The organism is Luteithermobacter gelatinilyticus, from assembly GCF_005849285.1.
GTDB lineage: Bacteria > Pseudomonadota > Alphaproteobacteria > Sphingomonadales > Emcibacteraceae > Luteithermobacter > Luteithermobacter gelatinilyticus.
Genome location: NZ_CP040517.1, coordinates 2,305,788 through 2,322,301 on the forward strand (window position 1 = coordinate 2,305,788; position 16,514 = coordinate 2,322,301).

Below are 16,514 nucleotides of genomic sequence, written 5' to 3' on the forward strand. Positions count from 1 at the left end.
GAACCGCCGACCTTGTCAACAAGAAGCCCCACTGCTAAACCCCAATCCGCTTCCGCCCGCCCGGAGGATACAGCCCCCCCGGATCGCCAGATCACCTATGAAACCGTTTATGACTCGCTGTATCACCGAATCATCACGGGACGCCTGAAACCCGGTAAAACCCTGACCATACGCGGGTTGGCCGAAGACATGAATGTCAGCCCCATGCCCGTACGGGAAGCCGTGCGTCGTCTGGTGGCCGTCGGCGCCCTAGAAATGCAGAACACGCGGCGGGTAGCGGTCTCGCGCATGACCGAGGAACGTTTCAGCGAGATCGTCAAGGCCCGCACCCTGCTGGAACCGGAACTGGCGGCACGCGCCCTTGACCATACTGACAAATCCCTGATCCAGCAACTCAAGGACATTGACGCCGAAGTGGACGAGGCGCTGGCGCGGGGAGATGCCGACAACTACAGCCTGAAAAACTGGGAATTCCATTTTACCCTGTATCACGCCGCTCGCGCCCCCATCCTGATGCGCCTGGTGGAAAGTCTGTGGCTGCAATTCGGCCCTTTCATGCGCACCGTTGTTGGACGCATGGGCACTTCCACAATTGTCGACCAGCACCACAACACCCTGGACGCCTTGAAAAATCGCGACGAAACCGCGCTCAGAGAAGCCATCCGGCTGGACATCTATGATGGCATGGACAGCATCGGACAGGAACTCCTGGGGCACAAGGCCCGGCCGGAATAACCCCCGTTTTTCCTGAAGACTTCCTGGCATTTCCCGCGACTCTGAAGCCCTGTAAATGATGAGTCCGTAAATTACGCCTTGACAAACCCCTTTTGTGATCACAAAATGTTTTGCAAAAGAATAAAAACGCATCATAACAAAACATATTTGGCACAAAACTTACCCCTCCTTTATCGTTGTCTCGTTCCTCATGACCAGAGACAGGAAATGTGTATTTATGGCATCAGCCAGGAGAGATTTGTATGAGCCAGCGCGCCAAGTTTATTTTGTCACAGGACCGTCGGCACGCGCCTTCCTATTACCACGCCACCCTAAAATATCAGGATGCCTACCCGCCCCTTACCGAAGGCAAGGACTGTGACGTCTGTGTCATCGGCGGGGGATTTACGGGGCTATCCGCGGCGCTTCACCTGCGCCAGAAGGGGTATCGCGTGATCCTGCTGGAAGCCCATAAAATCGGCTGGGGCGCCTCGGGCCGTAATGGCGGTCAGGTGGGATCCGGTCAGCGCGTGGACCAGATCAGTCTGGAAAAAATTGTCGGCATGGAACGGGCCAAGGTGCTATGGAACCTGGCCGAAGAATCCAAACAGCTGGTCCGAGATCTGGTCGCCAAATACAACATAGATTGTGATCTTAAGTCCGGTGTGCTGCATACGGCGCACAAAGCCCGCTATTATCCAGAATATGTCCGGGAGGCTGAACATCTCAACAAGGTTTATGGTTATGATAAAACTCGCGTCATGGACGCTGATGAGGTGGCCGAAATGCTTGGCATGCGCACCTATCATGGGGGAGTACTGGATTTGGGGGCGGCGCATCTGCATCCGTTGAATCTGGCTCTCGGCGTGGCGCGCGCCTGTGCTGCCGAAGGCGCAGAGCTTCACGAAGGCAGCCCGGTCACGGATTATACCGAAGCCCAAGGTAAAATTCACCTCACAACCCCGCAGGGGCATGTCACCGCCACCGAGATGGTTGTAGCCTGCAATGGCTATCTGGGGGAACTGGTACCGGAGCTTGCAGGCAAGATCATGCCCATCAACAATTTCATCGTTGCCACGGAACCGCTGGGTGAGGCCCGCGCCCGCACCATCAACCGTGACGATGTGGCGGTCGCCGATTCCAAATTTGTGATCAATTATTTCCGCATGAGCCCGGATCACCGGCTGCTGTTCGGCGGTGGGGAGAATTATTCATCCCGCTTCCCGGAAGACATCGCTTCGTTTGTGCGCAAATACATGCTCCAGATTTATCCGAACCTAGAGGACGTCAAAATAGACTATGCCTGGGGCGGCACGCTGGCCATCACCTTAAACCGTCTGCCTCATTTTGGCCGGCTCGGGAAACACATCTATTACGCCCAGGGTTATTCCGGTCACGGCGTGGCGCTGGCCCATCTGGGCGGCAAACTCATCGCCGAAGCCATCAACGGCACCCGTGAGCGGTTTGACGTCATGGCTGATCTGCCCACATACAGCTTCCCCGGCGGCCGCATGCTGCGCACCCCGTTGTTGGCGTTGGGCATGATGTATTATGCGTTGCGCGACAGGATCTGAAAATTAATTTACCCGGCCCCTGTTGGAAATTATATAGTTGCGAGAGAATACCTAAAAAAGGAGGAGGAAAACTCATGTATGATACAAGCGTTCCCTGGACCAGACGACTGGCTGTACCAGTCATGGCCTGTAGTTTCGTCGCTCTGGCCCCCGCCGCCATGGCTGCCGAGGAAAGCACTGCCGTGATCGAGGAAATCATCGTGTCGGCGCAGAAACGGGATCAATCCATTCAGGACGTTCCGATTGCCATTTCCGCTTATGATGCCAATTTTATCGAAAGAACCAAACTGGATGATGTGAAGGATATGATCACCTTCACCCCGGGTTTTTCCGGACAAACCAAGGACAGCTTTGTGGATGCCATTAATATTCGCGGCATTTCCACCAACAGCTTCGGGTCCGCCGTTGACCCCTCTATCGGCATTTTCAAGGATGGCATCTATCAGGGTCGCACGGGTTCCGCCATCACCAGCTTTTTTGATATTGAGCGGGCTGAGGCCCTGCGGGGGCCACAGGGATTCCTGTTTGGCCGCAACGCCAGTTCCGGCGCCATCAGCATCATTACCCAAAAACCCACCACAGAAGGGGTTGAAGGCTATGTCCATGCCGGCATCGCCGAACGCGGCCACATCGAACTGGATGCGGCGCTGAATGTGCCCCTGAATCAGAACTGGGCGATCCGTATGGCCGGATATTCGCTGGAAGAAGACGGCCATGTCACCAACCAGTTCGCCCCCGAGGCCGACAAGCAGCAGTTTCAGGATAAAAAGGCCGCCCGCGTTTCCATCGGATACGAAAGCGAAGACCTGTCCTTTACCCTGATCGCCGAAGCCGAAGACCGTCGGCAGTCCGGGACCATTTACCGGGCCATTGATGCCAGTGATGGCACGCTGGATTTTTTCGGGGTCACCCTGCGCGGTAGCCGGGAGGATTCCGATTCAGACTTTCTTGAAGACATTGACGAAGGCAATATCCTGAGCCTGACAGCCCTGCTGGACTGGAAATGGGGAGATCTTACATTTACATCCATTTCCGGATATCGGGATTATGATTATCGTTATGCCGAGGATTTCGACGGCGCGCCGTTTACCTCCAACCATTATCTTCAGGATCAGGAAGGCGATTATTACAGCCAGGAATTCCGCCTCCTCTCCCCGGATACGGGACGCCTGACCTGGTATGTGGGGGTTTCCGCCTATAAGGAAAACATCAAAACCCTGTTTACCCAGATCGCCGACGAAGAAATCATGTGCCAGGCGTTTTATGAAACCGATTGCACCACCGCCGTGACCGATCCGGACGGCGATTTCGGATTTGATGAGTTCATTCCCAACCCGGACGGGCTTGTGGAAAGCAACGACATTATTGGTGAATATACCGGATGGGCGGCCTATGCGGATCTGACCTATGCCGTAACCGAAAAACTGGAACTGAGCTTCGACCTGCGTTACACCTATGACAAAAAGGATTTCTCCCTGCGCGTGCATGAAGTGGAAAGCCAGCTCGGGCCGTTCTTTGCCTTCGGCTATATTACGGACGGTTATGTGAGCGGCTCAGAAAGCTGGGATGACTTCACCCCCCGTTTCGTCGCCCGCTATGCGGTCACTGATGACCTGAATGTCTGGGCCAGTGTCACCCGTGGCTATAAAGCGGGCGGCTTCGGCTCCTTCACGCTTGATATCCCGCTGAATGGCGCCACGGATATTTTTGAAGTTCTCGACGAAGACGGTGTTGTGCCCGAAGGCACCAAACCCGCGGCGTTTGACCCCGAAACCCTATGGTCCTATGAGGCAGGGCTGAAAGCGGACTTGGCCGACCGGAAAGTACAGCTTGCCGTCAATACCTATTATTACACATTCAAGGACCTTCAGGTCAGCTTCTTTGACGAGGATACCTTCAATACGATGGTCGCCAATGTGGGGGAAGTTGACGGCTACGGCATCGAGGCCAGCGTGCGGGCCCTGGCCAGCGATAATGTGGACATGCTGCTGGGCTTTGCCTGGGCCGATACCTCGGTCGAAGGGGCCGATGCCATCTGTGATGATTGTGATGGCAACCGGCTGACCAACAACCCAGAATGGACCCTGACCGGGGTGATCAACGGCCACTATCCGATGGGCTCGGACGAACTGTTCGCCACGGCCGAATTCCGCTATCAGAGCAAAGTCTATGGCGGCCTGGAAAATGACGAAACCATTTCCATTGACGGCTGGACCGAGGTGAACCTGCGCGTGGGATATGAATCCGCCAATGGGTGGGAAGTTTCCGTTTATGCAGAAAACCTGCTGGATGATTTCCACTATGATGGCGTATCCCTCAATGAACTGCCGATCCCGTCCCATAATTTCGGCTTTGCCCGCCCACGGACATTCGGGGTTGATTTCACCTACCGGTTTGGCAAATAAGCCCGTTCGTCCGTCTGCCCCCTCTTCTTCCGAAGACGGGAAGCCAGACCAAAATAAAACATGCCCCTTCCGGAAACCGGGAGGGGCTTCTTTGCTTGTTTATGGGCTGGAGTGCGTTTATGGGTTGGACTACCGCCTCTGCGGCAATGACGTTGAGGCCGTGCTATCATCGCGACCTCTTCCATATAATTTTGGACCATATATTTTGAAAAGGTACGTGGTGATCCACATGTTGTATTTTATCCAAAAAAACTGCCCGGCTGATGGGCCGGACAGATCAGTTGAGGCACTAAACATCCGGCGCCTTTGCCGGATCACCCCTCGCGGGATTCTCTAGACCATCGCCAATACCTCATCCAGGATATTGGCCAGGCGTTCAATTTCCGTTTCCGTGATAATCAAAGGTGGGGACAGGGCGATAATGTCCGCCGTCGTGCGGATCAGCAGGCCCTTTTCAAAACATTTCAGATAGGCTTCGAACGCCCGTGCTGTCGGCTGTCCTTCCCGTGGCTCCAGTTCGATGCCCGCCATGATGCCATAATTGCGAATATCCTTCACGATTTCATGGCGGGACAGGCTGTGTACCGCCTTTTCCCAGATCGGCGCCAGGTCCCGAGCCCGGTTGAAAAGGCCATCCTCCATATAGACGTCCAGGGTCGCCAAACCGGCGGCACAGGCCAGCGGATGCGCAGAATAGGTATAGCCATGAAACAGTTCGATCATGTTTTCAGGGCCCGTCATCAGCGCCGCATGAATTTTGTCGCTGATCATCACCGCCCCCATAGGCACCGCCCCATTGGTCAGTCCCTTGGCCGTCGTGATGATGTCCGGCTGCACACCGAAAACCTCTGCCGCTGAGCCCCCGCCCACACGCCCAAAGGCCGTAATCACCTCGTCAAATATCAGCAGAATATCATGGGCGGTGCAGATTTCCCGCAGGCGCTGCAAATAACCCTTCGGCGGTACCAGAACACCCGTAGAGCCCGCCACGGGTTCAACGATCACCGCCGCAATCGTGTCTGCCCCATGCAGGGCAATCAGGTCCAACAACACATCGGCCTTTTCCCGGCCATAATCCGGCTGCCCTTTGCTGAAGGCGTTGCGCTCAAGGGCATGGGTATGGGGCAAATGATCCACTTCCGGCAGAAGCGGCGCAAAAGCCGTTCGGTTGGGCATAATGCCCCCCACCGAAAGCCCCCCGAAATTAACCCCGTGATAGCCGCGTTCGCGCCCGATCAGCTTGACCTTGCCCGCCCGGCCCATGGCCTTGAAATAGGCGCGCGCGACTTTCAGCGCCGTTTCCACGGATTCTGAGCCGGAATTGGTGAAAAAGACATTATTCAGATCGCCCGGAAACAGATCGCTCAACCGTTCGGCAAATTCAAAAGCGAGCGGATGACCGGCCTGAAACGCCGGAGAATAGGTCATCACATCCACCTGATTTTTGATGGCGTCGTTGATTTCGCGCCGACCATGACCAGCATTGACACACCACAGTCCCGCACAACCATCCAGGATTTTCCGCCCTTGATCATCGGTATAATACATACCTTCGGATGCCGTAATGATGCGCGGAGCTTTCTTAAAGGCCCGGTTGGCGGTAAACGGCATCCAATAGGCGTCAAGATTGTTTCTGTTCCCAGTCATTTTAATGATCCCAAACACTATTTCATTTCCTTTGACTATAGGTAAAGAAAACCACCCTCGACAAGACGTTATTTTCAGGGCAATAAGTCCTTGAAAAAGCCGAAATTCATCGTAAAATGTTTACTATCCTAAACAACCTTAAAGAAACAAGATGAGTTTCGAGATCGGAGAAAGGCTGAAAGCCGTGCGCATGGCCCGCGGATTGTCACAGCGGGAGCTGGCAAAACGCTCCGGCGTGGCCAATGCGACAATCTCACAAATCGAATCCAATCGGCTGAATCCCACGGTCGGTGCCCTCAAACGTATTCTTGACGGTATCCCCATCAGTCTTGGCGCCTTTTTCGAAATGGAACTGGAAAGCGAAGAACAGATCTTTTTCTCGGCCGATGATCTGGTAGAACTGGGAGACGGCCAGGTTTCCTTCCGGCAAATCGGCATGAATCTTCAGGGCAAGGCCATCCAGTTTCTGCACGAGAAATATCAACCAGGCGCCAGTACAGGCAAGATTGCCCTCAGCCACGATGGCGAGGAATGCGGACTGGTCCTCAAAGGTCATCTGGAGGTACAGGTGGGGGACAAACGCAAGATTCTAGGCCCCGGCGACGCCTATTATTTTGACAGCCGCAAACCGCATAAGTTCAAGAACCCCGGCAAGGAAGTCTGTGAAGTGGTCACCGCCTGCACCCCACCCAGTTTTTAGCCCCTCTCAGAGAGAAGCAGTCGTCGATATAAGGGGCGTCAGGCCTTGTGTGGTTTCTGAATTTGAAGTTCCTGTTATTGATTATGTCATACGACTTAGGAACTTCAAATTCAGAAACCACACTAGAGTCAAATAATTAACTAGTCTTCTTGTTGACTCTGAAATTCGAATAGCCTGCTACAAATATGATACGAATTTCAGAGTCAGAAGAATAGAGTGAATTGTGCAGCTCTGGACAGAAGGTTTAAGAAAAACATGCAAAAAATCATCAAACTTCTGGCACAAAAATCAGCCCGTCTGTCAAAACGGGAGACCGGTGATATCGAACTTGCGGTCCGGCGCCAAAACCTGACCAAATATCTGTCGCGGAATTTTGTCCCGTTTAACCATGTCAAAGATTATCTGTTTCATGGCGGCCAACGCAAACTCTCCGGCCGGGATGAGCAGGTGCAACACGTCATTGAGCGGCTGATGGATATGGACATGATCGTTGCAAGCCCCCGGGGAAGCGCCCGCTACCGCCTCGTCGATGACGCCGGTGTCCGGCGTTATCTGGGGGGCGGCTGGCTCGAAGAACTGGCCTGGCTTGCAACTCTGGAAGCGGGGGCGGATGATGCGCTTTTCTCCCAAGTGATCGAATGGGAAACAACCGGGTATGAGGGGCGCAATGAAGTGGATGTTCTGGCCCGGGTGCGCAATCACCTGCTGTTTATTTCCTGCAAGGCCCTGAAACCGGATTTTCACGCCTACAGCAATGTGAAAGCCAAGCTGGAAAAACTGACCTATTTTCTGCATGAGGCAGACAATCTGGCGGATCATTTCGGCAGCAGCGACGACAAGGTTGTTCTGATCATCACCACAGACCTGATTGACGAGGCTGCCGGGGACAAAGCTCGCTTCCCGCAGATTTTCGGCAAGGCCGAGGCGCTGGGGGTCACCATACTCGGCCTTGAGGATTTGCGTTATGAAATTCTGGTGGACAGGCTGCGGGAGATTGTCGGAAACATCTGAAGGCCAGTGGACCGCCATGCCCCTTGCGAGGGCCTTGCCCCCTCCACTCCCTTCACACAATCCTCCGAAAGCTTTGGCTACAGGAATTCCTTCATAGATACGCTGCTATCGGCCAGTTTTTCCGGATCCGGCGTGGCTTTCTGTGCAATCAGTTTTTTACTGGCCATGAACTCGCCTGGGCTGTTGACCCCGTCCATCGCAATCAGCACCCCGTCTTTTAGATAAAAGGCCGCCAGATGGCGACTGTCCGGATCGCCCCGCAGGACAATCTGGTCATAGCCCTGGGACAGGCCGGCGATCTGCAATTTCATGTCATACTGATCGGACCAGAACCAGGGGATTTCATCATATACTTCCAGCTTACCGCAAATGGCCTTGGCGGCGACTTTCGCCTGTCCCATGGCATTGGGCACACTTTCCAGACGGATGCGCCGGCCGTAAAGCGGGCTCGGGTGCGACGTACAATCACCGATGGCATAAATATCCGGCGCGCTGGTCCGGCAATATTCATCCACCTTGATGCCGTTATCCAGGTCCAGTTCTGCCGACTCGGCAAGTTCCTGGGCCGGGGTAATGCCAATGCCAATGATCACCAGATCCGCCGCAAACTCCTGCCCGTCGCCGGCAATCACCCGGCTGACGCGACCATCCTGGCCATCAAAGGCCGTGACTCCGGTATGACACAGGATCCTGACACCCTCTTCTTCGTGAACCCTATGGTAAAATTCGGACATTTCCGGTGCCACAACCCGGTTCAGTATCCGGTCTGCCATTTCCAGAACCGTCACCGCCTTGCCTTTCTGCCGGGCCACCGCCGCAATTTCCAGACCGATATAGCCGCCCCCCACGATGACGACATTTTCTGCGCCGTCGAAATCCGCCTGAATGGCATGCACATCGGCAACGGTGCGCAGATAATGAATGCCCTTCAATTCATGTCCCGGCGCATTCAGCCGGCGGACATTGCTCCCGGTGGCAAGGATCAGATGATCCCAGGAAAGAATCTCATCCGTCTCCAGGCTGGCGGTTTTGGCAACCGGGTTGATGCTGGTCACACGGTGCCCCAGCTTCAGCTCCACATCCCGATCAGCATAGAATTTTTCCGGTTTGATATAGAGGCGTTCCAACGGCAGCTCCCCTTTCAGGAAATCCTTGGACAGTGGCGGACGCTGATAGGGAATATAGGGTTCATCCCCTACGACAATGATTTTTCCATCAAATTTTTCCTGGCGCAGGCTGGCAACCGCCTGGGCACAACCGTGCCCCGCGCCGACAATCAAAACTGTTTCAGTCATAATGGTGGCTCTCTACCTCTATAATATATTGTTCGTTATGGATTGTTCGTTATGGCTTAGTCATACCTTATATTCATAACGAACAAAATGATCAAATCCTCAAACAAGACATGACATGGAAACGTCATCGCAAGGCGCGGCAACGACGACGCAATCCAGTGCACCGGGGAATGGATCGCCACACCCGCTGACGCGGGGTCGCGATGGCGCAGGCTCTCCGGAATAAAAACCTAGAGTGAATGGCGCGGTCATCAATTCACTCTAGGTTTCCAGGGCGCGGATCAATGTCTGCCGGTCAATATTACCGCCACTGAGAAGAAGACAGACTGTTTTGCCCTCTACCTCCAGTTTACCACCAAGAAGCGCGGCCAACGCCACGGCCCCGCCCGGCTCCACCACCAGCTTCAGCTTTTCCCAGGCATATTTCACGGCCCGAAGGGCCTCCTGATCCGTAACCGCCCTCATGCCGGTGACATTCCGCCGGATAATGGACCAGGTCAGCATACCGGCCGATGGCGACAGAAGAGCATCACATACCGAGCCCGACAAGCGGTCATTTCGTTCCAGTCGGCCGCTTTGCAGTGAGCGGCCCACATCATCAAAACCGGCAGGCTCCACCCCATAGATTTCTGTCTCAGAGGTCAAGGCCCGCAAGGCAATAGAGCAGCCGGAAATCAGGCCTCCGCCCCCCACGGAACAGGCAAACAGGTCAAACCGGGCATCGGGATTGCGGGTCTGTCGGCGCAGTTGCTCGACACTCTCCAGCGCTGCCGTGCCCTGCCCCGCTATAATATGCGGGTCCTCAAAGGCTGGCACTACAGTCGCGCCGCTGCGCATGGCAAGATCCGCGGCAATTTCTTCGCGGCTTTCCCGTTCCCGGTCATACAACACCACCTGCGCCCCGTAAGAGCGGGTGTTGTCCACCTTCATTTGCGGTGCATCCGAGGGCATGACAATGGTCGCCTGTATCCCCAGAATCCGGGCCGCTGCCGCCACCCCCTGGGCATGGTTTCCGGAAGAAAACGCCACCACCCCACGGGCCTTTTCCGCTGCGGTCAGCTGCGCCAACCGATTATAGGCCCCCCTAAACTTAAAGGCCCCGACCCGTTGCAGGTTTTCCGGTTTCAGAAAAACGCGGGCGCCAGTATCCTCTGACAAGGGCGCGGAAGGCAATAAGGGCGTGCGCACTGCCTCATCCCTGATCCGCGCCGCTGCCCGGCGGATCTCTTCCAAAGACGGAATAGCATGTTCTGTCACGGTTTTTCTCCTCAGATCGGCGATCCCGGCGGCATAGCGGCAATTTTCTCTTCGGCGGGATCAAACCGTCCCTGCAGAAAGGCCTCAATGCGGGAGGCTTCGAACCGGTAATGAGCGCGCCAGCCGCTTTCCCGAACCGTCTTGGCCTGTTTCTCCAGCCAGTTTTTGAGGATCATCAAATGCTGGCGCAGCCCAGCCCGAACGGAATCGCTGGCCGTGGTGCTGCCAGCCCCTGTCATCATCCGGTGAAACAGCACATGATTGACCCGCCGCTGCACCGCCCCGGCAAACCCGTCTTGTCGCGCCGCCATATAGGTGGTGCGGGCAAGACGTTCAAAATAAGTACCAAGGGACAATGCCACCAGTCCTCTCAAATTATGCTCTTCCAGCCGGGCCAGACGACTTTCTTCCAGAAGAATGTCAAACACATGCCCCGCCAGGGCTTCGGCGCTGGTCAGCGGATCAAAACTGCGTCCGGTGCGACGCGGGAAACTTTCCCGGCTGAGATTATATCCATACGCCTTGGGCGGCAGAAGCCGCATCACCCGTTCCGGCAGGATCAGGTTTTCCGGCGCAAGCCCCGCAAGAAGCTGATCCAGGGCGGCTACCTGCTGTTCTGAAGGCACCGGATCATAGGCGTTCGTCACCTCCTCCATACGCAGGGCATAGTCATATTGCAGCCCCCCGATCAGCTTGCCCACCGCTTCCATCTGATAACGCGGCAGATAATAAAGCGGCACCAGAACCTCTTCCAGCGACGACAACGGCGCCCCGAACGGAATGGCCGCGGCGGAAAAGTTGTCAAGCGCCACCCGGCGCAGCTGATAAAGGCGCGCCAGTTCCGCCACCATGTCCGACCCGTTATCCCACAGATGAGCGGTGGCGTGAAGATTGCCGATCCCGCGGGCGGCTTCATCGGAAATAAACCTTAAACCTTCCGCCTTCTGTTTTTCCAGAATGGCGGCAAGGTCGGCTTCTTCCGCCGTCTTATCGGAAAATTCCCGATAGGCATATTCCACGGCCAACTTATCCCATTCCCCAATCCCCGTATCATAAGCATCGGAAAGATCAACGGTGCCATCCTCTTTTAAGGTGACCCAGGGATGGGGGTAATCCATGACCGAAGCCCGGTCTGTGGGGCTGGCGGCAAAGTTATGGGCAAATCCCAGTGTATGGCCGATTTCATGGGCCGAAAGCTGCCGAATTCGGGCCAGCGCCATATCTTTTTGCGTCTCAATCGTGCTGTCCTTTGTGGCATAAGGAGAGGTCAGGGCCGTGGCAATCAACAGGTCCTGGCGCACACGCAGGGAGCCTAAGGTTACATGCCCTTTGATGATTTCCCCAGTGCGCGGGTCCACCACGCTCGCCCCATAAGACCAACCCCGCGTAGCGCGATGCACCCAGTTGATCACATTATAGCGCACATCCATCGGATCGGCCCCTTCAGGCAACATTTCCACCCGAAAGGCATTGGAAAAGCCTGCGGCTTCAAACGCCTCCGCCCACCAGTTGCCGCCTTCGATCAGAGCACTGCGAATGGGTTCCGGCGTACCAGGATCCAGATAATACACAATCGGTTCCACCGGATCGCTGACGGCCCGCTCAGGATGTTTTTTCTTCAATCGGTGACGAATGATCAACCGCCGGGTCATGTCTTCGCCCAGCGGTGCTGCATAGTCCTTATATTCCAGATAGATGGCACCGCTGCGTGGGTCAAACACCCGCGGTTCATACCCCGGTTCAGGCAGGGCGACGAAAGAAATATGCTGGCGCAGGGTGAGAAAATGGCTGTGCGGCGCCACATCTTGCACATAAGGGCCGGGATTGTCGCCGGTCAGGGTGAGCGTGGCTTCAAATTCGCTGTTGCGCGGAAAGTTCCGGATCCGGGGCAGATAAAGCGCTGAACGGGATGGCTCCACACTGAAACGGCCCTGTCCGCGGGCCGCGATGGTCCGGGCAATGCCGTGCTGGTCACTGAGCAGAAAATCGGTGATGTCCACCAGGAAAGTCTTGTCTGCCGTGGCCTGGATGGGAAAACCCCATAACACGGAAGCGGCAAAGGCGTCCTCAACCGCCCTGACTTCCTCCAGGTTGTCGCTTAGAGCTCTATAACGGGTATTAATTTCCTGAAGCAGGATCCTGTTACCGGATCGTGTGAACTTCACCAGTCGCGTGGCCCCGATCTGGCCGCGATCAAGACCGATATCATTGGACCCCAGCCCCTGCGGCAACCCTACCTGATAAATAAAGGGATCATCCAGGCGATCCACCTGCAGATAAATTCTGCTCTGATTTTCATCCACAAAAAAGGTAAAAAAGCCCTCGCGGGCTGTCATCCCCTTTGTAAATTCCGCAATGGTTTCCGCGTGGGCAGTCCAGCTCGCCCCGCTGAACGCTATCACGATCACGACCCTGGCAATAATTTTCCGTATCATGTGCATCCCCGATTAACCTGATCACTGCTTATTCGCAGAAAATGACGGCCTTGCAACCGATAAAAAACGGGCGGCGCAATCCCGCCGCCCGGTAAGATGGGGTTATCAATAATAGGCCGGCGGCAGATCCCGATCCAGTTTCATATACCGGTCCCTCAGCAAAGTCCGCCGGGAAATGAGCGGATATTCCACACCTTTGACCAGCACATGTTCCGGGTTGGTGGCGACCTCCAGCGGATCCCCGTCCCAGACCACGATATCCGCGTCCTTGCCCTTTTCCAGAGTGCCGTAGCGGTCCGCGATACCGAAGATTTTTGCCGGATTCACGGTAATGGCTTTCAACGCCGCTTCATAGCTGAGCCCGTGTGCGACCGCATTGCCAGCAAGCTGTCCCAGGAGATATGCCCGGTGCGTTTCGCCCAGTGAGGAAATGGCAAACAGAACGCCGGCTTGCTCCAGACGGGCCGCATTGCTTAAGCTGGCGCCGATGGACGGGAACTGATACGGCAGGTTCGCCACCGCATCTATGACGACCGGAATCCCCGCTTCCGCCAGTTCGTCGGCCACTTTCCAAGCTTCAGGCACATCCATAAGGATCAAATCCAGATCATAATCCTTCTTCAGGCGAATGGCTTCACGAATGTCTGCGGCCCGCTCAAGAGCAAGCACCAGTTTCCGTTCCCCCCTGACCACCGGAATCAGGGCGTCCATGTCTTCAAGCGGCAGCAGATACTCCTGCCGCCACCGCCCCTTCATCACGTCGGAACGGCGATCCTCATACTCCTTGACCTGGTCCAGGATCAGACGCAGTTTGGTCCAGGCCACCGCATGATTGCCTCCGTCGAGAAGATTAGCAAACAGCGGCCCAGGCCCGGCCGTGACCCTATCCCCATCACCAAGGGCCAGAATCATGCCTCCCCCGGAAAAAAGCCTTCCAGAACCGGATGGGGCGGAAACGGCACGAGTCAGCCCCTCGACGCGGTTGGCGTCAATCACCACAGACTCCGGATTAAGGCCATAGCGCACCTCAAAGGCCGCGCTGAAGGGTTCTTCCCTGGCACTGTGGGAATTGGAATCCTCCGACAGGGAGATTTCGGTAATGCCCAATCGCGAATGGGAATTCATGAAACCGGGGGTGACCACTTTTCCACCCGCATAGATAACTTTTACCCCGTTAGGAATGCTCACATTGGGACCCACATCACGGATTTTCCCGTCTTCAATCAGGATTGTGGCCTCTTCCAGCGTGCCCTGCTTGCCCAGGGTCATGACCTTGCCGCCGGTAATGGCAATGGTTTCCGCCAGCGCCTGCCCCGAAACGGCGGAAAGAAGAAGGGCTGCGCCGAGGGCGGCTTTTCTAACAATCTGTTTCAGTGCCGGCTGTTTCATTGGTGGTCTCCTTTCCGGTTCTGGCCCAATTCAAAATCGCTCTGTGGATAAAGGTCGGGATTATGCCGGTCATACATCAGCGCCCCGTCGATATAGACCTTCTCGGCCACACTATAGGTGCTGAACGGATCCCCAGACCACACCACCACATCGGCCATCTTGCCGCTCTCAAGGGTGCCTGTCTGATCGGCAATACCCAAGGCTTCGGCCGGCTTTGATGTCAGCCAGGTGAAGGCTTCCGCCTTGGTAAATTCGATTCCGGCCTTGCGCCCATCAGCCCAGGCCTTTGCCAGTTCCTGATTGAGCCGCTGAATACCAATGTCGGAATCCGAATGCACAATGGCACAGGCCCCGGCCTTGGCGACCATGGGAATATTTTCGTTAATGCCGTCAAAGGCTTCGAGCTTGAACCCCCACCAGTCGGCCCACATGGCCGAACAAATGCCTTCTTCGGCCAAAATATCGGCAATCTTGTAACTTTCCACCGCATGGTGGAAGGTGGAGATCTTGTAACCAAATTCCTTGGCCATATTAATCATGGAGACCATTTCATCGGCCCGGTAGCAATGGTTATGAATCAGAACCTCTCCTTCCAAAACCCCGACAAGGGTTTCCATTTCCAGGTCCCGGGCCGGTGGAGTGGGATTTTTGCCGGCGTCATAATCGGCGTAATATTTATCCCATTTCGCCTTGTATTCCTTGGCCTTGATCCAGGCTTCGCGATAGCCGGCCATATTGGCCATGCGGGTGCTAGGACCGCCTTTGTTACCGTAAACCCGTTTCGGATTCTCGCCGCAGGCCATTTTCAGGCCGTAAGGCGCACCGGGAAACTTCATCGCCTCCACCGTGCGCGCCGGCACATTTTTCAGCGTCACACCCCGACCGCCAATCAGATTGGCCGAACCGGGCAAAATCTGAAGGGTGGTAATCCCGCCGGCCAGCGCCCGGGAAAATCCCGTATCCTGCGGCCAGACAGAATGTTCTGCCCACACCTTTGCCGTCACCGGGCTGGTGGCTTCATTGCCGTCAGCCGTAGACTTCACATCCGGCGCCGGATAAACCCCGAGATGGGAATGCACGTCAATAATACCTGGGGTCACCCATTTGCCCTGGGCATCAATCACCTTAGCGCCCACAGGGATATCCAGATCGTGGCCTACTGCCACAATCTTGCCCTCGTCCATCAGAATCGTACCCCCTTCGATCTGCCGGCCCGTCCCATCCAGAATGGTCGCGCCGACAATGGCCGTCATCTGGGAAGGAAACGGTTTATAAGTGCTTGGATAAGGATCCTTGTTGATGCGGACGAGCGGCGCCTGTTCTTTGGCCGGGTCCGCCGTTTCCTGGGCCTGAACCGCCCCGAAGCATAAAGAAAAAGCCATTCCGGCGCTCATCAGCCAGAAGGCAGTTTTTTTGTGATAGTGCATATCTATCCCCGTATTGTTGCGTGCGTTTTCTTGTTCATATTTTTCAAGCACCGGAACGGTAGCAAATAATGTTCCGCAAGAAAATATGAAACATCATAAAAAGGGGAAAAGGCAGAAAAAATACAAACAGGCACAACCTGTCGAGGATAGGCGCTCTCTCCTTCCTTACGGGGAATAGACTTCAGAAAGGAGAGAGCGATATTTCAAGAGAGCATCAGCGAATGGGAGAAGCACTGATCCGGCCGCGGTTGGTACGCCGGTCGCGGCGGGGCTGCTGCACCTGATAGGCTTCGGCGCAATGTTCCTGACAATAGGGAAAACCAGGCCGGGAAGGTTTGCCGCAAAAATGGAAATCCGGCTCTCCAGGATGGCCAATGGGCCATTTACACATTCGGTCCGTCAGCTCCAGAAGAGAGACCTTGCCCCCGGCGGCTTTCCTGGACGGTTTTTTCTTCTCGACAGCCTTTTTGACTTTTTTGGCCGGGTCGGTTTTCACCGGAGACGGCCGCGAGGCGAGCCCCATGCGATGCGCCTTGCCGATCACCGCATTGCGTGTCACCCCTTCACCCAGTTCTTTGGCAATCTGACTGGCGCTTAAGCCCTTGTCCCAAAGTTCTCTTAACTTTTCAACCCGTTCATCTGTCCAGGCCATGAGATATT

At 55.5% G+C, this 16,514-nt stretch carries 12 protein-coding genes; 5 read left to right on the top strand and 7 right to left on the bottom strand.

The genetic code is table 11. From position 1 onward, the window contains the following. Positions 1 to 12 precede the first annotated feature (12 nt). The 3 genes from FE788_RS10320 (at position 13) to FE788_RS10330 (ending at position 4,693) form a co-directional block, all read left to right on the top strand. Positions 13 to 735, top strand: a complete 723-nt coding sequence (locus FE788_RS10320) for a GntR family transcriptional regulator (protein ID WP_210413895.1) — start codon at positions 13 to 15, stop codon at positions 733 to 735. Between the two features lie 242 nt (positions 736 to 977). After that, on the top strand, positions 978 to 2,288 hold the full coding sequence (locus FE788_RS10325) for an NAD(P)/FAD-dependent oxidoreductase (RefSeq protein WP_138380564.1): 1,311 nt from the start codon (positions 978 to 980) through the stop codon (positions 2,286 to 2,288). A gap of 74 nt (positions 2,289 to 2,362) precedes the next feature. Next, positions 2,363 to 4,693 carry a TonB-dependent receptor gene (locus FE788_RS10330; RefSeq protein ID WP_138380565.1) on the top strand — a complete coding sequence of 777 codons (2,331 nt, stop codon included), beginning with the start codon at positions 2,363 to 2,365 and terminating at the stop codon, positions 4,691 to 4,693. 333 nt (positions 4,694 to 5,026) lie between these two features. Here the strand turns inward: FE788_RS10330 and aptA are convergent, their stop codons facing one another. Next, the gene (gene aptA, locus FE788_RS10335) at positions 5,027 to 6,340 is read right to left on the bottom strand and encodes an omega-aminotransferase AptA (protein WP_138380566.1); all 1,314 of its coding nucleotides are present in this window, start codon (positions 6,338 to 6,340) and stop codon (positions 5,027 to 5,029) included. Between the two features lie 151 nt (positions 6,341 to 6,491). Between aptA and FE788_RS10340 the strand changes: the two genes are divergently transcribed. After that, positions 6,492 to 7,040 carry a cupin domain-containing protein gene (locus FE788_RS10340; protein ID WP_138380567.1) on the top strand — a complete coding sequence of 183 codons (549 nt, stop codon included), beginning with the start codon at positions 6,492 to 6,494 and terminating at the stop codon, positions 7,038 to 7,040. Positions 7,041 to 7,295: 255 nt separating this feature from the next. Then, on the top strand, positions 7,296 to 8,051 hold the full coding sequence (locus tag FE788_RS10345; RefSeq protein WP_138380568.1) for a Card1-like endonuclease domain-containing protein: 756 nt from the start codon (positions 7,296 to 7,298) through the stop codon (positions 8,049 to 8,051). A gap of 77 nt (positions 8,052 to 8,128) precedes the next feature. Here the strand turns inward: FE788_RS10345 and FE788_RS10350 are convergent, their stop codons facing one another. From FE788_RS10350 to FE788_RS10375, 6 genes are all read right to left on the bottom strand, one after another. Next, entirely contained in the window at positions 8,129 to 9,346 is a 1,218-nt protein-coding gene (locus FE788_RS10350) for an NAD(P)/FAD-dependent oxidoreductase (protein WP_138380569.1), read from the bottom strand. Positions 9,347 to 9,607: 261 nt separating this feature from the next. Next, positions 9,608 to 10,603 carry a threonine ammonia-lyase gene (locus FE788_RS10355; RefSeq protein ID WP_138380570.1) on the bottom strand — a complete coding sequence of 332 codons (996 nt, stop codon included), beginning with the start codon at positions 10,601 to 10,603 and terminating at the stop codon, positions 9,608 to 9,610. 11 nt (positions 10,604 to 10,614) lie between these two features. Further along, complete coding sequence (locus FE788_RS10360; protein ID WP_138380571.1) at positions 10,615 to 13,038, bottom strand: zinc-dependent metalloprotease; 2,424 nt, start codon at positions 13,036 to 13,038, stop codon at positions 10,615 to 10,617. 105 nt (positions 13,039 to 13,143) lie between these two features. Then, entirely contained in the window at positions 13,144 to 14,427 is a 1,284-nt protein-coding gene (locus FE788_RS10365) for an amidohydrolase family protein (RefSeq protein ID WP_138380572.1), read from the bottom strand. Continuing rightward, entirely contained in the window at positions 14,424 to 15,854 is a 1,431-nt protein-coding gene (locus FE788_RS10370) for an amidohydrolase (protein ID WP_138380573.1), read from the bottom strand. Before FE788_RS10370 ends, FE788_RS10365 begins: the two co-directional genes overlap by 4 nt. A 214-nt stretch (positions 15,855 to 16,068) precedes the next feature. Further along, complete coding sequence (locus tag FE788_RS10375) at positions 16,069 to 16,506, bottom strand: GcrA family cell cycle regulator (RefSeq protein ID WP_138380574.1); 438 nt, start codon at positions 16,504 to 16,506, stop codon at positions 16,069 to 16,071. Between the last annotated feature and the right edge of the window lie 8 nt (positions 16,507 to 16,514).